The sequence below is a fragment of the Aeromicrobium panaciterrae genome (genome assembly GCF_039537165.1).
In the GTDB taxonomy this organism is placed as follows: domain Bacteria; phylum Actinomycetota; class Actinomycetes; order Propionibacteriales; family Nocardioidaceae; genus Aeromicrobium; species Aeromicrobium panaciterrae.
The window spans coordinates 3,526,093-3,545,365 of the sequence record NZ_BAAAZZ010000002.1 but is presented as its reverse complement, the minus strand read 5'-3'; the positions used below and the strand labels follow the sequence as shown (position 1 = coordinate 3,545,365).

At 66.8% G+C, this 19,273-nt stretch carries 21 protein-coding genes and 1 other RNA gene; 9 read left to right on the top strand and 13 right to left on the bottom strand.

The window, feature by feature from the left end:
* Nucleotides 1-5 precede the first annotated feature (5 nt).
* Nucleotides 6-557 (bottom strand): TMEM165/GDT1 family protein, encoded by a 552-nt coding sequence (locus tag ABD683_RS18395; protein WP_344771525.1) that lies wholly within the window; start codon nucleotides 555-557, stop codon nucleotides 6-8.
* 248 nt (nucleotides 558-805) lie between these two features.
* Here ABD683_RS18395 and rnpB point away from each other — a divergent pair.
* Nucleotides 806-1,172: RNase P RNA component class A (gene rnpB, locus ABD683_RS18390), an RNA gene on the top strand.
* Between the two features lie 34 nt (nucleotides 1,173-1,206).
* Nucleotides 1,207-1,692: a hypothetical protein gene (locus ABD683_RS18385; protein ID WP_344771524.1), complete on the top strand. Its 486-nt coding sequence runs from the start codon at nucleotides 1,207-1,209 to the stop codon at nucleotides 1,690-1,692.
* A 9-nt stretch (nucleotides 1,693-1,701) separates the two neighbouring features.
* Here the strand turns inward: ABD683_RS18385 and ABD683_RS18380 are convergent, their stop codons facing one another.
* Entirely contained in the window at nucleotides 1,702-1,923 is a 222-nt protein-coding gene (locus ABD683_RS18380; RefSeq protein ID WP_344771523.1) for a hypothetical protein, read from the bottom strand.
* Nucleotides 1,924-2,021: 98 nt separating this feature from the next.
* Between ABD683_RS18380 and ABD683_RS18375 the strand changes: the two genes are divergently transcribed.
* The 3 genes from ABD683_RS18375 to ABD683_RS18365 are packed head-to-tail and all read left to right on the top strand — an operon-like array spanning nucleotide 2,022 to nucleotide 3,408.
* The gene (locus tag ABD683_RS18375) at nucleotides 2,022-2,327 is read left to right on the top strand and encodes a hypothetical protein (RefSeq protein WP_344771522.1); all 306 of its coding nucleotides are present in this window, start codon (nucleotides 2,022-2,024) and stop codon (nucleotides 2,325-2,327) included.
* 30 nt (nucleotides 2,328-2,357) lie between these two features.
* Nucleotides 2,358-3,194 (top strand): aldo/keto reductase, encoded by an 837-nt coding sequence (locus ABD683_RS18370; protein ID WP_344771521.1) that lies wholly within the window; start codon nucleotides 2,358-2,360, stop codon nucleotides 3,192-3,194.
* Nucleotides 3,195-3,225: 31 nt separating this feature from the next.
* Nucleotides 3,226-3,408, top strand: coding sequence for a hypothetical protein (locus ABD683_RS18365; protein ID WP_344771520.1), 183 nt, complete (start codon nucleotides 3,226-3,228; stop codon nucleotides 3,406-3,408).
* Here the strand turns inward: ABD683_RS18365 and map are convergent.
* The gene (map, locus tag ABD683_RS18360) at nucleotides 3,398-4,246 is read right to left on the bottom strand and encodes a type I methionyl aminopeptidase (protein ID WP_344771519.1); all 849 of its coding nucleotides are present in this window, start codon (nucleotides 4,244-4,246) and stop codon (nucleotides 3,398-3,400) included. The two genes, ABD683_RS18365 and map, sit on opposite strands and share 11 nt — an antisense overlap.
* 51 nt (nucleotides 4,247-4,297) lie before the next feature.
* On the opposite strand from map, the gene ABD683_RS18355 reads away from it, so the two are divergent.
* Together ABD683_RS18355 and ABD683_RS18350 are read left to right on the top strand one after the other, a co-directional pair.
* Nucleotides 4,298-4,492: a hypothetical protein gene (locus tag ABD683_RS18355; protein WP_344771518.1), complete on the top strand. Its 195-nt coding sequence runs from the start codon at nucleotides 4,298-4,300 to the stop codon at nucleotides 4,490-4,492.
* Nucleotides 4,489-4,773, top strand: coding sequence for a hypothetical protein (locus ABD683_RS18350; protein WP_344771517.1), 285 nt, complete (start codon nucleotides 4,489-4,491; stop codon nucleotides 4,771-4,773). Before ABD683_RS18355 ends, ABD683_RS18350 begins: the two co-directional genes overlap by 4 nt.
* A gap of 81 nt (nucleotides 4,774-4,854) precedes the next feature.
* On the opposite strand, the gene panB is transcribed toward ABD683_RS18350, so the two are convergent.
* Both panB and ABD683_RS18340 read right to left on the bottom strand, forming a co-directional pair.
* The gene (gene panB, locus ABD683_RS18345; protein ID WP_344771516.1) at nucleotides 4,855-5,718 is read right to left on the bottom strand and encodes a 3-methyl-2-oxobutanoate hydroxymethyltransferase; all 864 of its coding nucleotides are present in this window, start codon (nucleotides 5,716-5,718) and stop codon (nucleotides 4,855-4,857) included.
* A gap of 85 nt (nucleotides 5,719-5,803) precedes the next feature.
* Entirely contained in the window at nucleotides 5,804-7,543 is a 1,740-nt protein-coding gene (locus ABD683_RS18340) for an NAD+ synthase (protein ID WP_344771634.1), read from the bottom strand.
* A gap of 432 nt (nucleotides 7,544-7,975) precedes the next feature.
* Between ABD683_RS18340 and ABD683_RS18335 the strand changes: the two genes are divergently transcribed.
* Complete coding sequence (locus ABD683_RS18335) at nucleotides 7,976-9,313, top strand: glutamine synthetase family protein (RefSeq protein ID WP_344771515.1); 1,338 nt, start codon at nucleotides 7,976-7,978, stop codon at nucleotides 9,311-9,313.
* Between the two features lie 4 nt (nucleotides 9,314-9,317).
* On the opposite strand, the gene ABD683_RS18330 is transcribed toward ABD683_RS18335, so the two are convergent.
* Together ABD683_RS18330 and ABD683_RS18325 are read right to left on the bottom strand one after the other, a co-directional pair.
* On the bottom strand, nucleotides 9,318-10,541 hold the full coding sequence (locus ABD683_RS18330; RefSeq protein ID WP_344771514.1) for an RNA polymerase sigma factor: 1,224 nt from the start codon (nucleotides 10,539-10,541) through the stop codon (nucleotides 9,318-9,320).
* An 84-nt stretch (nucleotides 10,542-10,625) separates the two neighbouring features.
* A complete protein-coding gene (locus ABD683_RS18325) occupies nucleotides 10,626-11,054 on the bottom strand; it encodes a YciI family protein (RefSeq protein WP_344771513.1) in 429 nt (142 codons plus the stop codon).
* A gap of 122 nt (nucleotides 11,055-11,176) precedes the next feature.
* On the opposite strand from ABD683_RS18325, the gene ABD683_RS18320 reads away from it, so the two are divergent.
* Complete coding sequence (locus tag ABD683_RS18320; RefSeq protein ID WP_344771512.1) at nucleotides 11,177-14,092, top strand: bifunctional [glutamine synthetase] adenylyltransferase/[glutamine synthetase]-adenylyl-L-tyrosine phosphorylase; 2,916 nt, start codon at nucleotides 11,177-11,179, stop codon at nucleotides 14,090-14,092.
* A 102-nt stretch (nucleotides 14,093-14,194) separates the two neighbouring features.
* On the opposite strand, the gene ABD683_RS18315 is transcribed toward ABD683_RS18320, so the two are convergent.
* The 6 genes from ABD683_RS18315 to ABD683_RS18290 are packed head-to-tail and all read right to left on the bottom strand — an operon-like array spanning nucleotide 14,195 to nucleotide 19,269.
* Entirely contained in the window at nucleotides 14,195-14,479 is a 285-nt protein-coding gene (locus ABD683_RS18315; protein ID WP_344771511.1) for a WhiB family transcriptional regulator, read from the bottom strand.
* A 3-nt stretch (nucleotides 14,480-14,482) separates the two neighbouring features.
* On the bottom strand, nucleotides 14,483-15,709 hold the full coding sequence (locus ABD683_RS18310) for a class I SAM-dependent methyltransferase (protein ID WP_344771510.1): 1,227 nt from the start codon (nucleotides 15,707-15,709) through the stop codon (nucleotides 14,483-14,485).
* Nucleotides 15,706-16,452, bottom strand: coding sequence for a DUF1365 domain-containing protein (locus ABD683_RS18305; protein WP_344771509.1), 747 nt, complete (start codon nucleotides 16,450-16,452; stop codon nucleotides 15,706-15,708). Before ABD683_RS18305 ends, ABD683_RS18310 begins: the two co-directional genes overlap by 4 nt.
* On the bottom strand, nucleotides 16,446-17,723 hold the full coding sequence (locus ABD683_RS18300) for an NAD(P)/FAD-dependent oxidoreductase (protein WP_344771508.1): 1,278 nt from the start codon (nucleotides 17,721-17,723) through the stop codon (nucleotides 16,446-16,448). Before ABD683_RS18300 ends, ABD683_RS18305 begins: the two co-directional genes overlap by 7 nt.
* 15 nt (nucleotides 17,724-17,738) lie before the next feature.
* Complete coding sequence (locus ABD683_RS18295; protein WP_344771507.1) at nucleotides 17,739-17,954, bottom strand: hypothetical protein; 216 nt, start codon at nucleotides 17,952-17,954, stop codon at nucleotides 17,739-17,741.
* A gap of 25 nt (nucleotides 17,955-17,979) precedes the next feature.
* Nucleotides 17,980-19,269, bottom strand: coding sequence for a fatty acid desaturase family protein (locus ABD683_RS18290; RefSeq protein WP_344771506.1), 1,290 nt, complete (start codon nucleotides 19,267-19,269; stop codon nucleotides 17,980-17,982).
* Nucleotides 19,270-19,273: the final 4 nt, after the last annotated feature.

Genomic DNA, 19,273 nt, shown 5'->3' with positions numbered 1-19,273 from the left:
CGAGGCTACCCAAGGAGCATCCAGACCCCGACGCCCGCAAACAGTGCGGCCGACACGAGGTGCACGGTGCGGATCGGCAGCACCTGGAGCAGTGTGCGGCCGGCGAGAACCGCCAGCACGATCGACAGCAGCATGCCGAGCGTGCTGCCGATCCAGATCTCCCACCAGCGGTACTGCGTCGACAGCGTCATCGTCGCCAGCATCGTCTTGTCGCCGAGCTCGGCGAGGATGAAGGCCAGCCCCACCACGACCACCGCGGCACCGCCCGAGGCACGCTCCCTGGGCGCCTCGTCGTCGTTGAGGTTGCGCAGTGTCAAGGCGGCGAACACGAGGAACAGCACGCCGGCAGCGATACGTACGCCGCGCTCCGGCAGGTGGTCTCCGATGACGTTGCCCACCAGCGCCGACACCAGGTTGGTCAGGGCGCACGCGATGCCGGCGCCGAGGATGACGGTGCGCGACCGATAGCGGGTCGCGAAGGTCATCGACATCAGCTGGCTCTTGTCGCCGAGCTCGGCGAGGAACACCAACCCGGCGCTCAGGAGTACCGCATACATGCACAAGGCCCTTCGTCCGCCTGGACGAAGAGCCTGGGATGACAAGCCTTCGACCAGGCATTGTCATCGACACGTTCTGGTCGAAAGTCTCGTCCGCCATCCTTGCCCTGAAATCAGGACACTGTGGCCTGAAGCACCGGATCCCACAGCTTCGTGGGGTCAGTATGTCGATGCAACCGTTGGGGACTACTCCCTTTCGTAGGACGAGCCTAGCGCACGCGTCGCGACGGTAGGATGTGGCTTGCGAATGAGTCGGCCGGGCGGCCGCGGCACCCGCAAGGGTGTCGAGGAAAGTCCGGACTCCGCAGAGCGACGGTGGTGGCCAACAGCCACCCACGGCGACGTGCGGGACAGTGCCACAGAAATCAAACCGCCAACGGCCCTTCGGGGAACGGGTAAGGGTGAAACGGTGAGGTAAGAGCTCACCAGCGCTCCGGGTGACCGGGGCGGCTAGGTAAACCCCACCGGGAGCAAGACCAAGAGGACCCTTCGGGGTCTGCGCTGACGGGCTGCTCGTCCAATGTCAGCGGGTAGGTCGCACGAGGCGTTCAGCAATGGACGTCCCAGATGGATGGTCGCCCACGACAGGATCCGGCTTACAGGCCGGCTCATTCGCACCGTGAAAGACCGCCGTGGATACGCTGGTGGCATGTCCACGGACGAGGTCATGACTCCCCGGCAGGCGTCGATCGGCGGCCGCTTCTCGCGGTTCTACGCGCGCTTCACAGCAGTCCTGTGCTGGGGGTTCATCCTCTTCCTGCCGGCGTACGTCATCTTCGGCGAGCTCGGCTGGCGGTGGTGGCAGGTCGCGCTCGCCCAGGTCGGCATCACGCTCGTTGCGCTGGCTCTCGGAGCCCTGATGTGGTCCGAGGCGTCCGCGCAGCGCGCCGACACCGAGCGGCTGCAGAGGGTGGGGCGCCCGGCGGTCGCGGAGGTCCTCGAGCTGGAGGTCATCGACCCCGGCGATGGGTCACATGACGTCGCCCGGATGACGCTGAGGATCCGCGGCGACGATGTGCCCGAGTTCGAGGCCGTCTATCGCGTGGACCACAACAAGGAGCTGTATCGCGTGGGTGCGCACTTCGCGGCGATCGTGGACCCTGCCGACAACCTGTTCACGCTCCAGCAGATCTGAGTCGAGGCGTCAGGAGACGTCGGCGAGCTGCAACGAGTGCTGCACGGCCGTCGGGTCGTACTCCCATGCGAGCTCTCGCACGATGTCGACGAGATCGGGGTCGTCGGTCTCGATCGTCACGCTCAGCTGGTGACCGGGGAGGCGTTCGAGGGTGACTTCGCGCAGGACGCTCAGGGCCGGCTCGACGGAGATGTAGGCGTCGTCGCTGCTCAGCTCCAGCATGAGTGTCACTCGATGCACGTTGATGCTCCCTCGTTCAGTTCTGGTCTCCCGTAGTGATGAACGAGTGCGCCGGTCAGAAGTTAGGCGAGGAATGTCACAATTGCCTCGTGACAGCCGAGGTACGCGACCGCGCCACGGAGCTGGCGGCGTTGCGCAAGGTCCAACGTCGGGTAGCCGCGATCGGGTTCTTCGCCGTCGCGGTCCACGGAGTCATCGGGCTCGCAGTGGTCGGCCACATCGTCGACGGCCAGGGTCGCCACGGTGACGCCGTCATGCTGACGATCATGTCGGGGGTGTTCGCGCTCATCACGTACGGCGTCGTGCGCACGATCCTGCAGCGCAGCCTGTGGTCACCCGTGTGGATGCTCGTGTCGCTCATCCCGACGGTGTTCGCAGCCACACGCCTCGGCTGAGCGTTGAATGGGGTCAGTAACGTGGCGGCCATGAGCTCCGTACCCACCATCACACTCAACAACGGCATCGAGATCCCGCAGCTCGGCTTCGGCGTCTGGCAGGTGCGACCCCAGGACACCAAGGCGGCGACGCTGACGGCGTTCGAGACGGGCTACCGCCACATCGACACGGCGCAGATGTACAAGAACGAGCAGGGCGTCGGTGAAGCCGTACGCGAGTCGGGCCTCGACCGCGGCGACGTGTTCATCACCAGCAAGCTCAACAACGGGTTCCACGCGCACGACGATGCGCTCAAGGCCTTCGACACCTCTCTCGAGACGCTCGGCTTCGACTACCTCGACCTCTTCCTCATCCACTGGCCGCTGCCCGGCATCGACATCGACTTCGTCGAGACCTGGGGCGCCTTGGAGGAGATCTACTCCTCCGGTCGCGCCAAGGCGATCGGCGTCTCCAACTTCCAGCCCAACCACCTGCGACGCGTCGTCCAGGAGGGCACCGTCGTGCCGGCCGTCAACCAGATCGAGGTGCACCCCTTCCTGACGCAGGAGGAGGCGCGCGCCGCGAACGCCGACAACGGCATCGCCACCGAGGCGTGGTCGCCGCTGGCGCAGGGCCTCGTCGTCGACAACCCGGTCATCGCTGGGATCGCCAAGACGTACGACAAGTCGCCTGCTCAGGTCGCGCTGCGCTGGACGCTGCAGCGTGGCGACATCGTCTTCCCGAAGTCGGTCACCGCCGAGCGGATCAAGGAGAACTTCGAGGTGTTCGACTTCGAGCTCACCGACGCCGACATGGGTGTCATCACGGCACTCGACAGCGGCCAGCGCACCGGACCCAACCCGGACGAGTTCAACTGGATCCCCTGAAACGCCGTCAGATCCGGCTACGCTGCCGGTCATGAGCGAAGAACACGAGAATCATGAGCCGCCGGCGAAGTTCAGCTACGCAGTTGGTGCCGGTCTCGGCCTGTTGGTCGGCGGTGCGATCGGTCTGTTCATGGAGAACTTCCTGCTCGACGCCGTGTTCGGCGTGGCGATCGGCCTGGTCGTCGCCTACATCGTGAGGACGCTCAAGCCCTAGTCAGGATCTCGGCGCCGTCGTTGGTCACGAGCAGGGTGTGCTCGAACTGTGCGGTGCGCGACCTGTCCTGCGTCGTCGCGGTCCAGCCGTCGTCCCACATGTCCCACTCGGTGGTGCCGAGGGTCAGCATCGGCTCGATCGTGAACGTCATGCCCGGCACGATGACGGTGTCCGCGGCAGGGTCGTCGTAATGGGGGATCACCAGGCCGTCGTGGAATGCCGGACCCACACCGTGCCCGGTGAAGTCGCGCACGACGCCGTAGCCGAAGCGGGCCGCGTACGTCTCGATGACCCTGCCGATGACGTTGACCTGGCGTCCGGGCTTGACCGCCTTGATTGCCCGCGTGAGAGCTTCCTCGGTGCGTTCGACCAGCAGGCGTGACTCCTGCCCGACGTCGCCGACGAGGTAGGTCTTGTTGGTGTCGCCGTGCACCCCACCGATGAAGGCGGTGATGTCGATGTTGACGATGTCGCCGTCCTCGAGCGGGCGGTCGTCGGGGATGCCGTGGCAGATGACCTCGTTGACGCTGCTGCACAGCGACTTCGGGTAGCCGCGGTAGCCGAGCGTCGACGGGTAGGCACGGTTGGCGACGAGGAACTCGTGACCGACCCGGTCGAGCTCGTCGGTCGTGACGCCGGGCGCGATGGCCGCCTCGACGGCATCGAGTGCCTGGGCCGCGATGCGTCCGGCGACGCGCATCGCCTCGATCGTCGCCGCGTCGCGTACGTGTGAGCCGCGATAGGGGAGCGGCGCGATCTGGCCGACGTACTCGGGACGCTCGATCGAGCCGGGTACGGCGCGCTCGGGGGACAGTCGACCGGCAGTCAGCACACTCACCCGGCGAGTTTAGTGGGGGCGTCCCAGCACCGCGTGGGGCAGGATGGAGACATGGCTGACGACGAGAAGTGGTACTTCTGCATGGTGCACCGTGAGGTCGAGCCCCAGGAGGGCTGCCGCCCCGCTGACCGCCTCGGTCCGTACGACTCCGCCGAGAAGGCGGCACGGGCCCTGGAGATCGCCGCAGAGCGTACGAAGGCGTGGGACGAAGACCCGCTCTGGAACGACAACCTCGACGACACGTGAGGCGCCGACGCCGGCGCAGAGGTCTCAAGCTCGACCGATCGGGTCCGTGGATCGCGATCGTCGGGCTGCTGATGGTGCTGTGGTGCAGCATCGCCACGTTCATCTACGCGCCGTGGTGGGGTGTGCTGCTGGCCCTCGCCCTGATGATCCCGCAGGTCTTGCTGGTCCGGAAGTGGGCGACGGTCAAGCCCAGGCTCACCATGGCCGTGCCGGTCGTCGGCATCGCGGCCTGGGCCCTGCTGTCGTTCGTCGGCGCCGCGTGGTGGGGCTGGAGCGCCTGAGACCGGCGTTCCCGGTGGGGAGCGGTGGCCCACGCACCCTTCACGTCGCTCGACAGGTGCGCGGGTCACCGCTCAGCAGCGTCAGCTCTCGAAGGAGTGCTCGGCCGCCGGGAACGCGCCGTCCTTGACGTCGGCGACGTACTGCTTGGTGGCGTCGAGCATCACGCCGTGCAGGTCGGCGTACTTCTTGACGAAGCGGGCTGTCTTGCCGGAGTTGAGGCCGAGCATGTCCTGCCACACGAGCACCTGGGCGTCGCAGTCGATCCCGGCGCCGATGCCGACGGTGGGGATGCGCAGCGCCTTGGTCACCTCGGCGGCGACGGGTGACGGCACCATCTCCATGACGATCGCAAAAGCACCGGCCGCCTCGAGCGCCTTGGCCTCCTCGACCATGCGGGCGGCTCCGTCGCCACGACCCTGCACGCGGTAGCCGCCGAGGTTGTGCTCGGCCTGCGGGGTGAAGCCGATGTGCGCGCACACCGGGATGCCCGCATCGGTGAGCAGCTTGACCTGCGGCACCATCGCGAGGCCGCCCTCGAGCTTCACGGCGTGGGCGCCCGCTTCCTTCATGAACCGCACGGCGGTGTGGAACGCCTGCTCCGGAGAGCCCTGGTAGGAGCCGAACGGGAGGTCGGCCAGCACCAGGGAGTGCTTGGCGGCACGGGACACGGCACGTACGAGCGGGATCAGCTCGTCGACCGTGACCGGCAGCGAGGTCTCGTTGCCATAGACGTTGTTGGACGCCGAGTCGCCGACGAGCAGCACCTCGACCCCGGCATCGTCGAAGATCGCCGCGGTGTATTGGTCGTACGCCGTCAGCATGGTCCACTTCTCGCCCTGCTCCTTCATCTGGTGCAGGTGGTGGGTGCGGATGCGCTTGCGGGCTGACGGCGCTGCAGCTGCAGGTCCGGTGCCGTAGGGCGCAGTCTCTTCAGGGGTGGTCATGATCTCTCCTTCTCGCAGCTCCTCGCGGAGTCCACGGACCCCTCCAGACTGCCAGACGGAGCACGGTACGCGTACGTGATGCTGGTTACTCCTCGCGCCAGCGATGTGTGATCGGTACGCGGCGATCGCGGCCGAAGTTGCGGCGGGAGACCTTGGGTCCCGGAGGGTACTGGCGACGCTTGTACTCGGCCCTGTCGACCAGCGTCACGACGCGGTGCACCAGCTCGGGATCGTGGCCCTCGGCGATCACGGCTGCGGATCCGAGGTCGCGCTCCACGTACGCGTCCAGCACCGCGTCGAGCAGGTCGTACGGCGGCAGCGAGTCGGAGTCGAGCTGGCCGGGGCGGAGCTCGGCCGAGGGCGGCTTGCTGATCGTGCTGGGCGGGATCGGCGGCGTCTCACCGCGCTCCTCGGCGATCTCGTTGCGCCAGCGCGCGAGCTCCCACACGAGGGTCTTGGGCACGTCCTTGATGGGTGCATAGGCACCGACGGCATCTCCGTAGATCGTCGAGTAGCCGGTCGCCAGCTCCGACTTGTTGCCGCACGCCAGCACGAGGTGGCCGTGCTGGTTGGAGAGTCCCATCCAGATGACGGCGCGGATGCGGGCCTGGAGGTTCTCCTCCGCGAGGCCGTCGAGGTGCAGCGCTTCCTGGTAGCTGTCGAAGATCGGCGCGATCGGGATCGTGTCGAGCGAGAGCCCCGTACGTTCGGCCATGTCGGCCGCATCCGACTTCGAGTGCTCCGACGACCACGCGCTGGGGTTGGAGATGCCGTTGACGTTGTCGGGGCCGAGCGCGTCGACCGCGATCGCGGCGACGAGCGTGGAGTCGATGCCGCCGGACATGCCGAACAGGACCGACTGGAAGCCGTTCTTGTGCACGTAGTCGCGGAGCCCGGTGACGAGCGCGGTGTAGATCTCCTCGTTGCGGCTCATCCGTTCGGCCTGCACGACAGGCAGCGGCTCGTACGTGGGGAACGGCTCCGACGTGATGATGGTGCGCTTGATGGCGAGGCCGCCGAACCTCTCGTCCTCGCTCGGCATCGTCGGGGTTGCGGCGGGGAGGTCGAGGTCCACCACCAGCAGCTCGGGATCGAACTGTCCCGACCGGCCCAGCACGGTGCCGCTCGCGTCGACCACGATCGAGTCGCCGTCGAAGACCAGCTCGTCCTGGCCGCCGACGAGGTTGACGTACGCCAGGACACACTCGCCCTCGGCGGCCCGGCGAGCGCAGAGCTCGAGGCGGATGTCGTCCTTGTCGGCTTCGTAAGGAGAACCGTTCGGCACGACGAGCAGCGCCGCGTCGGCAGCCTTGGCGGCCGCGGACGGGCCGTCGCGCCAGAGGTCTTCGCAGATGGCGAGGGCGACGTCGATGCCACCGATCTGCACGATGTTGATCGTGTCGCCGGCGACGAAGTTGCGGATCTCGTCGCCGACGCCGTAGTTCCAGAGGTGATGCTTGGCCTGGCGGGCGACGATCGCGCCGTCGTGGATCACGGCGACGTTGTTGAGCGGGGCGTTCTTGGGTATGCCGGGCGCGTCGATGACGTCGGGTTCCTGGTCGAGGTAGCCGACCATCGCGACCAGGTCGCCGCAGCCCTCGTCCTTGAGCCGTACGGCGAGCGCCTCGATGGCGGCCTTCGACGCCTCGATCAACGACAACCGCATCGCGAGGTCCTCGAGTGGGTAGCCAGTCAGCATCATCTCGGGAAACACCACGAGGTGAGCCCCTTGGTCGACGGCTGCCTTGCAGCTGTCGACGACGAGATCGGCATTGCCGGCGAGATCGCCGACGGTGGCGTTGACCTGGGCAAGAGCAAGGCGCATCTGGGGCACAGAAGGAGCCTATCGGCCCTCCGGCCCCTAGCCCGAGGACGAGGGCGGGAGCGAAGCGAAGGGGCGTACGACGAATGGCTCGCTCGAGCCGTTCGTCTCACGGCGGCTCGGCCTTCGGCCTCACGGTCGCTTCGCTCCCTGGCGAGCGGTGTTCGTCCGCCAGTGAGGCCGTCCGCGGCCGAATGTGAACGAAGCGAGGCGGAGTGATGTGAGCTTCCAGCGCTGGGATGTCCGCTCACCAAAGCTTCGCAGTAGGGCGGCTCCGCCGCGGGACGCTCGCCCCCTACGCGCTCCGGTCAGTAGGACGACTCGCGTCTCGCCCGCGTGGGGGGACCTCCAGCTTCGCGAGCTTTTCGCGCCGTTCGTCGCAGAGCTCCTCAGTCGCGAAACATGCTCGTAACACGTGGTCGTCACACTGGCCGTATGGGAAAACAGGAAGACTTCGTGCTGCGCGCACTCGATGAGCGGGACGTCAAGTTCGTCCGGCTGTGGTTCACCGACGTGCTCGGTTCGCTGAAGTCCGTGGCGATCGCCCCGGCAGAGCTGGAGGGTGCATTCGCCGAGGGAATCGGCTTCGACGGCTCCGCGATCGAGGGCTTCGCCCGCGTCCACGAGGCCGACATGCTGGCCCGCCCTGACCCGTCGACGTTCCAGATCCTCCCGTGGCGCGGCGAGACACCCGCGACGGGTCGCATGTTCTGCGACATCCTCATGCCCGACGGCACGCCGTCGTACGCCGATCCACGGCACGTCCTCAAGCGCACGCTGCAGAAGGCCGCCGAGGCGGGCTTCACGTTCTACACGCACCCCGAGATCGAGTTCTTTCTGTTCAAGGGCAAGCCGGACGTCGGCGACCGGCCCGTGCCGGTCGACGACAGCGGCTACTTCGACCACACCGCGCAGGGTGGCGGCCAGGACTTCCGCCGCGAGGTCATCACGATGCTCGAGAACATGGGCATCTCGGTCGAGTTCAGCCACCACGAGGGCGGGCCCGGCCAGCAGGAGATCGACCTGCGCTATGCCGACGCGCTCTCGACGGCCGACAACATCATGACGTTCCGCACGGTCGTCCGTGAGGTGGCGCTGACGCAGGACAAGTGGGCGTCGTTCATGCCCAAGCCGTTCACGGATCATCCGGGATCCGGCATGCATACTCACGTCTCGCTGTTCGAGGGCGACGAGAACGCGTTCTTCGAGGCGGGCGCGGAGTACCAGCTCTCCAAGACCGGTCGTGCGTTCGTCGCCGGTGTCCTGCACCACACCCCCGAGATCACCGCGGTGACCAACCAGTGGGTCAACTCCTACAAGCGCCTCGCCGGCGGGGGAGAAGCGCCCAACTACGTGTGCTGGGGCCACAACAACCGCTCGGCGCTGATCCGCATCCCGATGTACAAGCCGCACAAGGGCAACTCGGCGCGCATCGAGCACCGTGCGATCGACTCGGCGTGCAACCCCTACCTCGCCTTCGCGCTGGTGCTGGCTGCCGGGCTCAAGGGCATCGAGGAGAAGTACGAGCTCCCGGCCGAAGCCGAGGACGACGTCTGGGCGTTGAGCGAGAACGAGCGCAAGGCCATGGGCATCGCCCCGCTGCCGCGCAACCTCGACGAGGCGATCCGCACCATGGAGACCAGCGAGCTGGTCGCCGAGACACTCGGCGAGCACGTCTTCGACTTCTTCCTGCGCAACAAGCGGGCGGAGTGGCAGGACTATCGCTCCCAGGTGACGCAGTTCGAGATCGACCGCATGATGCCGATGCTCTGATCGATCAGAGCTCGCGAGCCTTCTCGATCAGCACGGACCGTTCGCGCTCGTTCTGGGTCAGCTCCGCCGCCGCGAGGTATTCCGCTCGTGCTTCATCGTTGCGTCCAAGCCTGGCGAGCAGCTCACCACGTACGCCCGGCAGCAGCCCATAGCCCTTCAGGGTGCCTTTCGCCGCGAGCGCGTCGACGAGTGCCAGGCCGGCGTCCCATCCCTGCGCCATCGACACGGCAACCGCAAGGTTGAGGTCGACGAACGGCGACGGCGCGAGTTGGCCGAGCGCTTCGTACAGGGCGACGATCTTGTCCCAGTCCGTGTCGTCGGTCGAGGCGGCGATGGAGTGGCACTCGGCGATGCCCGCCTGGAGCGCGTACGCGCCGCGCCCGCGGTCGGACTCATCGGCGCGCGCCAACGCCGTACGACCTCGCCGGATCGCCCCTTGGTCCCAGCGGCTGCGGTCCTGGTCGGCGAGCAGGATGGGCTCACCGTCGGCGTCGACGCGAGCGGCGAATCGGGACGCCTGCAGCTCCATCAGCGCCAGCAGCCCGTGCACCTCGGGCTCGTCGGGGACGAGCGCGCTCAGGATGCGGGTGAGTCGAATCGCCTCGTGGGCGAGGTCGGTACGCATCCAGCTCTCGCCCGACGTTGCGGCGTACCCCTCGTTGAAGATCAGGTAGGCAACGCTCAGCACCGATCCCAGACGGGCGTCGAACTCCTCCGGCGCAGGCACCTCGAACGGTAGGTCGGCGGCGGCGATCGTCTTCTTGGCCCGTACGACCCGCTGCTGCACCGTGCTGACCGGGACCATGAACGCGCGGGCAATCTCCTCCGTCGTCAGACCGCCGACGACACGCAGCGTCAGCGCGATCTGTGACTCGCGCGGGAGAATCGGGTGGCAGGCGGTGAACACCAGCCGAAGGACGTCGTCATCGATGGAGTCGGGATCCCACGGAATCTCGTCGGTCGCAGTCTCGAGTCGTTGTCGTTCGGCGAGGTCGTGCGCAAGTGCCGCGTAGCGATCGTCGAGTCGTTCGTTGCGACGCCAGCCGTCGATCGCCCTGCGCTTGGCGACGGTCGTCAGCCAGGCTCCGGGGTTGGGTGGGACTCCTTCGCTCGGCCATTTCGCAAGCGCTTCGAGCAGGGCCTCCTGCGCGAGGTCCTCGGCGAGGCCGAAGTCGCCGACCACGCGGGTGAGCGTGGCGACGATGCGGGCCGACTCGATACGCCACACCGCCTCGACACGACGACGAGCGGAGGCCGAGGAGTCATCCTCAGCTTCCGCCGCGTCGGTCGGTGCGTCTGGCTGGTCGATCGATCAGCCCTTCACCGGCTTGTGGGTGCCGAGCTGCTCGCGACGCTCGTACTCCTTCTGGACGTATTCGTTGGACTGGTCGAAGTCCTCGACCTCCGTCAGCAGGCGCACCTCCAGGCGGGTTCCGGGACCCAGAGGGCAGCGCTTGGCCCATTCGGCGGCCTCCTCCTTCGTGGAGGTCTGGATGGTCCAGAAGCCCGTGAAAAGCTCCTTCGCCTCGGCGTACGGTCCGTCGGTGACAACAGGAGGGGTGGAGTCGAAGTCGACGACGAATCCCTCCTCGGCCGGAGCGAGCCCGTCGCCGCCCAGCAGGACGCCCGCCTTGATGAGCGAGTCGTTGTAGGCGCCCATGGCGTTGATGACCTCGGTGAAGTCGAAGTCTTCAGGCATGTCGTACTCGACCGGGGTGCGCATGATGAGCATGTACCGCATGGTGTTCTCCTCTGCTTGCGGGGCCGCATCTCGACCCTCTCATTGACGCTTCGAACGGGAGAAGGCGAGATCGACACAGATCTCGAACTTTCGTGGAAAAGTTCTCCGGGTAGCCTGCTGAGGTGGTCAGAGTCGCGGAAGATGCCCAGGCGCTGGCGCGCAAGGGGTTCCGCAATGGGGAGCTCGCCGTCGCCAACCTCGAGCGGCTCGGCGACGTACCTGATGCGCTGATCGATCAGATCGCCGGCGTCGCCGGGCCTGATACGGCACTCGCCTCGCTCAGCACGATCGCGGAGCGGATGGGCGCGTCCAAGCTGCTGACGCTGCTCGACAGTGACCGCGAGCTCCGGCAACGACTCCTGGTCGTGCTCGGCACCAGCGAGGCATTGGGCGAGTTCGTCGCCCGGCACCCGGAGTTCATCGCCGATCTCGGCCAGGACGAGCTGTCGCACACACCCATCTCGCTCGACCTGCGCCGCTCACAGATGTCGACCGCGACGACACCCGAAGAGCTGCGGGTCAACTACTACCGCAAGCTGCTCCACGTGGCTGCCCGCGATCTCACGGCGCTGACCACGTTCGAGGAGTCATCAGCCGAGCTGGCCGACCTCGCCGTGGCGACCCTCAGTGCAGCGCTGCAGATCGCCCGCATCGACGAGCCGGACGACGAGCTGTGCCGGTTCGCGATCATGGCCATGGGCAAGACCGGCGGGCGTGAGCTCAACTATCTCAGCGACGTCGACGTGATCTTCGTGTACGAGGCGTGCGAGGGGGCCGACGACCACGTCGCGGCCGAGGCTGCGACGCGACTGGCAGCAGCGACGATGAAGATCTGCCGTGAGCACACCGCCGAGGGCACCATCTGGGAGGTCGACGCCAACCTCCGGCCCGAGGGCAAGGACGGGCCGCTCGTTCGTTCCCTCGACAGCCACATCGCCTACTACCAACGCTGGGCCAAGACGTGGGAGTTCCAGGCGCTGCTCAAGGCCCGGTTCGCTGCCGGCGACAAGGCGCTGGGGCAGTCCTACCTCGACGCGCTGTCGCCGATGATCTGGCACGCCAGCACCCGTGAGAACTTCGTGACCGACGTGCGCGCCATGCGCAGCCGGGTCATCGAGAACATCCCGACGCCCAAGCGTGATCGCGAGCTCAAGCTCGGCCCCGGTGGGTTGCGTGACGTCGAGTTTGCCGTACAGCTGCTCCAGCTGGTGCACGGTCGTGCCGATCCGTCGTTGCGCAGTCCCACGACGCTCGAAGCGCTGCGAGCGCTGACCAAGGGCGGCTATGTCGGACGCCGAGACGGTGCCGCGATGGAGGAGGCGTACGAGTTCCTCCGCACGCTGGAGCACCGCATCCAGCTGTTCAGGCTGCGCCGGACCCACCAGGTGCCAGACGACGTCGAGGACCTGCGACGCATCGGCCGCAGCATGGGGTTCCGTACGAACCCTGCCGACAACCTCACCAAGGAGTGGCAGGCGCATCGCCGCCTCGTACGCCGGCTCCACGAGAAGCTGTTCTACCAGCCGCTGCTGGAGGCCGTCGCCTCGTTGCCCACTGACGGTCTGCGCCTCACGCCGCTCGCTGCCGAGCAGCGCATGACTGCGCTCGGCTTCGTCGACCCCAAGGGTGCGTTGAAGCACATCGAGGCGCTGACCTCGGGTGTGTCCCGACGTGCCGCGATCCAGAAGGCGCTCCTCCCGGCGATGCTGGCGTGGCTGGCCGAGACACCCGATCCGGAGGCCGGCCTGCTGGCGTTCCGCAAGATCTCCGAGGGACTCGGCGAGACGCACTGGTACCTCCGCAAGCTCCGCGACGAAGGCGAGGGCGCCGAGCAGCTGGCCCAGGTGCTCGGGTCCAGCCGCTATGTCACCGACCTGATCCTTCGTGCTCCCGACTCGGTGGCGCTGCTGGGTGACGATGCCGAGCTCGAGCCGCGATCGCTCGAACGCCTTCGCGGCGAGATGGACCTGGCGGCCGAACGCTACTCCGATCCCGGTGACGCGATTCGTGCCGTACGCCGGGTACGCCGTCGTGAGCTGTCCCGCGTCGGCATCGCCGACGTGCTCGGTCGCCTCGACATCCTCGAGGTCGGCGAGGCGCTGACCGACATCTCCACCGCCACACTGTCGGGGGCGCTCAAGGTGGCGATCTCGGCGGTCGAGGCCGAGCGTGGCCCGCTGCAGACGCGCATGGCGATCGTGCTGATGGGCCGACTTGGCGGAGGTGAGGCGGGTTACGGCTCGGATGCCGACGTGATGTTCGTGCACGATCCGTTGCCCGGCGCCGACGACGAGGCTGCCGACCGGGCCCTTGCGGTCGCGGTGGGTCTCCGCAAGATGCTCGCGGCGCCGTCGGACGATCCGCCACTCGAGGTCGATGCCGAGCTGCGTCCCGAGGGCAAGAACGGTCCGCTGGTGCGTACGTTCGCCGCGTACGAGGCGTACTACGAGAAGTGGTCAGCGGTGTGGGAGGCGCAGGCCCTGCTGCGTGCCAGTGCCGTGATCGGTGACGAGGAGCTGTCCGCGCGCTTCACGGCGTTGATCGACCCGCTGCGCTGGCCCGACGGTGGCGCCACGCCGGACGAGGTGCGCGAGGTCCGGCGCATCAAGGCACGCATCGACTCCGAGCGCCTGCCTCGCGGCGCCAACCCCAACACGCATCTCAAGCTTGGCCGCGGTGGCCTGGCCGATGTCGAGTGGACCGTGCAGCTGCTGCAGATGCAGCATGCGTACGCGGTCCCGGAGATGCGGACCACACGTACGCTCGCGGGCCTGCACGCCGCCGCCAAGGCCGAGCTGATCAGCGATCACGATGCCGGTGCGCTCGAAGCGGCATGGCGTCTGGTCAGTCGTATCCGCAACGCCGTCGTGCTGATGCGCGGCAAGCCTGCCGAGTCGATGGTCGAGCAGGGTGCGGATCGCGCCGGCGTGGCCCACCTGCTCGGCTACGGGATGGACCAGAGCGAGCGCATGGTCGACGACTATCTCCGCACCACCCGCCAGGCCCGCAAGATCGTGGAGCGCATCTTCTACGAATGAGCGAGATTTGATCGCTTTCGGCCCGAATGCGGATCTCAAACGGGCAAATTCAGATCAAATCTGGTCCGCCTCATCGAACACGAGCTTCCGGAGCAGGTCTAGCTAGCCGGCTTGGCGGTTGGCGAGGATCATCTCTCGCTCGTTGATGTTGAGGCCGCCCCACACGCCGTACGGCTCACGCACGGCGAGGGCGTGATCGAGGCAGGCCTGGCGTACCGGGCACACCGCGCAGAGCGCCTTGGCGGCGGCTTCGCGTCGACGTCGACGAGGTCCGCGCTCGGCGTCAGGGGAGAAGAACGTCGCGGGATCGGTCTCGCGGCACGCACCTTCGTACTGCCACTCCCACGCGTCCTGGATCGGCATGGGGAGTCGCGTGATGCTGGCCATGGCTCAGACCTCCGACGGGCGCGACATCGAGATCTGGTGCACGTTGATGTAGCCGGTGCCGAACCCGGCCTCGCAGTACGCGAGATAGAACTCCCACATACGGCGGAAGGTCTCGTCGAAGCCCTGGGCGTTGATCGTGGCCCAGCTGGCGTTGAAGTTGTCGCGCCACTGGCGCAAGGTGCGGGCGTAGTGCGAGCCCAGTGCGCGCTGGTTGGTGACGGCAAGCGTCGTGTGGTCGGCGAGCACGTCATCGATCGCGTCGAGCGAGGGGAGGAGGCCGCCGGGGAAGATGTACTTCTGGATCCACCCGTACGAGTTGCGGGTCGCCAGATAGCGGTGGTGCTCCATCGTGATCGCCTGGATCGCGACGCGGCCGCCGGGGGCGAGCAGCCTGTCGATGGTCTGGAAGTACGTCGGCCAGAACTCCTCGCCGACGGCTTCGATCATCTCGACGCTGACGACGGCGTCGTACTCGCCGGTGACCTCGCGGTAGTCGACCAGTTGGAGGTCGACGTCGACACCGGCCTCGGCGAAGCGCTCCTTGGCGAGTGCGGCCTGCTCCTTGGAGATCGTGATCGTGGTGACCTCGGCGCCACGCTGAGCGGCACGGATCGCAAGGGATCCCCAGCCGCTGCCGATCTCCAGCATCCGGGTGCCCTGGCCGACCTCGGCGTCATTGAGGATCGCGTCGATCTTGCGTATCTGCGCCTGCTCGAGCGTCTCGTCGCCCTCGAACCAGGCCGATGAATAGTTCATCGACGGGTCGAGGAACTGCATGAACAGCTCGTTGGAGAGGTCGTAGTGCGCTTCGATGTTCTTGCGTGAACCGTCGACGGAGTTGCGCTGGTGACGGGGGAGCTTCTTGTCGACGAAGACCCTGAACTTCTGCAGCGGCACGGGCACGATCGTGGCCATACGCTCGGCGAACGGTGTCAGCAGGTCGGCAAGGTCGGTGCCTTCGCCCGTGGTCCAGTCTCCGGCCATGTAGGCCTCGCCGAAGCCGATCTTGGTGTCGGCGCCTAGTCGGGCGAAGAACGCGCGAGGGCGTACGACCCGCATCTCCGGTGAGCTGTCGTCGCCGGCACCCCAGCGGGTGCCGTTGGCCATCGTCAGCCGTACGGGGACGCGATTGATCGTGGGCTTGAGGATTGCCTTGGCGATACGTGCCTTGGCGGGAGTACGAGGGGTGTGCGCGATGCCGGGCCAGCGGGCTGTGGCGAAGTCAGTCATTGCGTGCCTTCCTGCGGAGTGTGAGCCGGACGCGTGACGACCGGCAGTCGGCGGATCCAGAGCCATACACCGTGTATTCGGATCAGCAGGCTGGTGCGATGGGTCATCAGCGGCATTTTGACGAGAAGCTTTGTGAGGCGGCGAGACGTCGCGGGCCGAGGCGTGCCGCGGAACGTTGCGCTGAACACCGCATCGCCGCCCTGGCGCAGGATCACGGTCGACGAGACGGTCTCCGGTGTGAGGGCGAATTGCAGGTCGTAGCGACCGTCGACGGTGAAGAACGGCGACACGTAGAACTCCTTGTCGACCGTCGCCTTGCCGGCGTCATCGGTCTCCAGGAGGTAGGCGTGGCGCTCGCCGTACGTGTTGTGCACCTCGGCGACGATGCACCGCAGTGACCCGTCGGGGGCGATCGCCCAGAACACGCTGAGCGGGTCGAACGTGTGACCCAGTACGCGGGCATTGGCGAGCATCAGCACGCGATGGCCGCTGATGTCGACGTCGTTCGCCTTGCAGAACCGCTCGATGTTGGCGCGGATCGTGTCGTTGGGATCGCCGATGTGGTCGGCAGCCTTGAACGACGAGAACGGTCGCAGCATGCGATTCATGCGCGGCAGCTGGTCGACATCGACGAGCCATTGATACACGCGGTTGGTGAAGCGATGGCGGATCGGTCCACGACGTGTGTGCCCGACCGTCCCCTCGACGAGGGCCGGCAGCGCAGGCAGTGCAGGCGTCACCATGCAGTGCCCAACGCGTGAGCTGCATCCACGCCCGAACGGCAGCCGTCCTCGTGGAATCCCCAGCCGTGGTAGGCACCGGCGAACACCGTGCGGTCGGTGAAGAGGTCCTTCAGCTCACCTTGGGCGGCCACGGACTCAGGGGTGTAGATCGGGTGCGTGTAGTCCATCCGCGCGACGACCTTCGACGAGTCGATGCGCTCGGACGCGTTGAGCGTGACGAGGAACGGCTCGGAGCTCTCGATGCCCTGAAGCTTGTTCATCCAGTAGGTCACCGCCGTCCGGTCGCTTCGTTGGGCGCAGCCGTCCATCCGATAGTTCCACGAAGAACGCGCGGCCGGCGCGGTTGGCAGCTGCGAGGCGTCGCGATGCAGGAGGGTCTCGTTGCGGGAGTACTCGAAAGCCCCGAGCACTCGGCGCTCGTCGTCGGTCGCATCGGTGAGCAGGGCCAGGGCGTCGTCGGCGTGCGTCGCAATGACCACGGCATCGGCCTGGTGCAGGTTGCCGGCAGCGTCGATCAGCTCGATGCTGTCGGGCTTGCGGGTGATCTGGCGGATGGCGTTCGCCTTGCGTACGTCGCCGACCGCTGCGGTGACCTTGTCGATGTACGTCCCCGAGCCGCCGGACACGGTGTACCACTGCGGCGAACCCTTGACCGACAGGAAGCCGTGGTGCCTGAGGAACGTGAACAGGTAGCGCGCGGGGTAGGCGAGCGCGTCGTCGTGGCCCGACGACCACACGCAGGACACCACCGGGATCGCGTAGTGGGAGATGAAGTATTCCGAGAACCCGTGCCTGCGCAGGAAGTCTCCGTACGTCTGCGGGTCGCTGGCGCACTCCTCGCTCTCCAGCAGCTTCTGGGCCAGGCGGCCGAACTTCTTGACGCCGACCAACATCGCGAGGTAGCGCGGATCGGCGACGCGGCGCCGTTGCGCGAAGACACCCTTGCCGCCGCGGCCACCGGCGTACTCGAGGCCACAGCCGTCGCAGTGGATGCTCATGCTCATCTCGGTCGGGTGGACCTCGACGTCGAGCTCGGCGAACAGCCGGCGCAGCAGCGGATAGGTGCGGTCGTTGTGCACGATGAAACCGCTGTCGACGCGATGTGTGGCGTCGATGTCGGTGACGGTGTGCGTGTGCGCATGCCCGCCGATGTGGTCATCGGCCTCGAACACCGTGACGTCGTTGTCCTTGCGGAGGACGTACGCAGCGGTGAGACCTGACACCCCCGATCCGATGACGGCAATGCGGCGTCGGGGCGTCGAGTGGCTCATGCCAGTGGTTCGTGGCTAGCCGTTGCCCGGATTGGTCGTCTCGGCGTCCTCGCCCGCCCGGCGGCTCGACTCGGCGATCTCGAAGATCTCCGTGCCGAACGCGCCCAGCTCGGTCGTGATCTTGCGGGCGCCCTCGAACAGGATTGCCGCCACGTGTCCGCCCGTGGCGATGGCGGCCTCGACGGACTGTTGCAGCACGTCCTTGGCGATCTCGCGCCTGCTCAACGCCATGGGAGGCCTCTCGGTCGGTGGACGACTACGAGGTCAATTGTGGCGCACTCAGCTGCTCGGCGCGACGGGCGGCTTCTTCGCGCTTGGCGCGGCGAAGGGCCTTCGACTCGGGGCTGTTGCCGATCTTGTAGGGATCGCTCGGCTTCTTGCCGAGCTTGGCAAGCTGGCGGATGACCGAGAACATCTGCTTGGACAGCCGGCCGGTGTTGTACTGCAGGCCGTACTTCTCGACCAGCAGGTGCACGTCCTTGGCCACCTCGGGGTAGCGGCGAGCCGGGATGTCGGGAAACAGGTGATGCTCGATCTGATGGCTGAGGTTGCCGGTCATGATGTGGAACGGCTTGCTGCCGGTGATGTTGGCCGAGCCGAGCAGCTGGCGGAGGTACCACTGGCCGCGGGTCTCGTTCTGGGCGTCCTCCTCGGCGAACGTCTGCACCTCGGCCGGGAAGTGACCGCAGAAGATGATGATGAACGACCAGACGTTGCGGATCACGTTGGCGACCAGGTTGGCCACGAGGATCGCGACGGGCGCCCACCAGCCGGTGAACGGTACGAGGGCGATACCCAGGACGGGCCAGGCGATGTAGTCCTTGAAGACCTGCTTGCGGATCTTCTTCATGGCGCGCTTGCGGCGACCCTGGAAGTCCTCCTTGGAGATCTTGCCCTGGAGGTATTGGTCGAGCTCGACACCGTGGTACATGATTCCCCACTCGAAGACGAGCATCAGGATGAACGCGAGCGGCAGGTTGAAGCGGTGGCTGGCGTACCACGGCTGGTCCTCGTCGATCCGGAACATGTTGTAGCCGATGTCGCGGTCCATGCCGTGGATGTTGGTGTAGGTGTGGTGGATGTAGTTGTGGCCGTGCTTCCAGTCCTGCGACGGGGCGATGTTGTCCCACTCGAAGCGGCTGGCGTCGATCATGGGGTCGTTCATCCAGTCGTACTGGCCGTGCATGATGTTGTGGCCGATCTCCATGTTGTCGAGGATCTTGGCCAGGCCGAGGAACAGGATGCCGGCGATGAACGCGGGCGGGAAGAACGGCATGAAGATGCCGATACGGCCCAGAACCTCCGACGCGCGCTGCACCTTGATGACGCGACGGATGTAGTCGGCGTCCTTCTGACCGAGGTCGTCGAGCACGCGCTGGCGTACGGCGTTGAGCTCCTCGCCGAACTCCTCGAGCTGCTCGTAAGTCATGTAGTCGAGGCCGATCGTGGCCTTCTTGTCGCTCGTGGGGTCGATCAGCGACAGGGGAGCGGCGTTGTGGTTGCGCGCGCTGTGCGGCTTGATGGGAGCGTTCTTGGTCTTTGACACGGTG

Bases quoted from the DNA above. Each gene is read 5' to 3' on its own strand.
- ABD683_RS18395 (WP_344771525.1), bottom strand. From the start codon at position 557: ATGTATGCGGTACTCCTGAGCGCCGGGTTGGTGTTCCTCGCCGAGCTC.
- ABD683_RS18385 (WP_344771524.1), top strand. From the start codon at position 1,207: ATGTCCACGGACGAGGTCATGACTCCCCGGCAGGCGTCGATCGGCGGC.
- ABD683_RS18370 (WP_344771521.1), top strand. From the start codon at position 2,358: ATGAGCTCCGTACCCACCATCACACTCAACAACGGCATCGAGATCCCG.
- ABD683_RS18365 (WP_344771520.1), top strand. From the start codon at position 3,226: ATGAGCGAAGAACACGAGAATCATGAGCCGCCGGCGAAGTTCAGCTAC.
- ABD683_RS18355 (WP_344771518.1), top strand. From the start codon at position 4,298: ATGGCTGACGACGAGAAGTGGTACTTCTGCATGGTGCACCGTGAGGTC.
- panB (WP_344771516.1), bottom strand. From the start codon at position 5,718: ATGACCACCCCTGAAGAGACTGCGCCCTACGGCACCGGACCTGCAGCT.
- ABD683_RS18340 (WP_344771634.1), bottom strand. From the start codon at position 7,543: ATGCGCCTTGCTCTTGCCCAGGTCAACGCCACCGTCGGCGATCTCGCC.
- ABD683_RS18335 (WP_344771515.1), top strand. From the start codon at position 7,976: ATGGGAAAACAGGAAGACTTCGTGCTGCGCGCACTCGATGAGCGGGAC.
- ABD683_RS18325 (WP_344771513.1), bottom strand. From the start codon at position 11,054: ATGCGGTACATGCTCATCATGCGCACCCCGGTCGAGTACGACATGCCT.
- ABD683_RS18315 (WP_344771511.1), bottom strand. From the start codon at position 14,479: ATGGCCAGCATCACGCGACTCCCCATGCCGATCCAGGACGCGTGGGAG.
- ABD683_RS18310 (WP_344771510.1), bottom strand. From the start codon at position 15,709: ATGACTGACTTCGCCACAGCCCGCTGGCCCGGCATCGCGCACACCCCT.
- ABD683_RS18305 (WP_344771509.1), bottom strand. From the start codon at position 16,452: ATGGTGACGCCTGCACTGCCTGCGCTGCCGGCCCTCGTCGAGGGGACG.
- ABD683_RS18300 (WP_344771508.1), bottom strand. From the start codon at position 17,723: ATGAGCCACTCGACGCCCCGACGCCGCATTGCCGTCATCGGATCGGGG.
- ABD683_RS18295 (WP_344771507.1), bottom strand. From the start codon at position 17,954: ATGGCGTTGAGCAGGCGCGAGATCGCCAAGGACGTGCTGCAACAGTCC.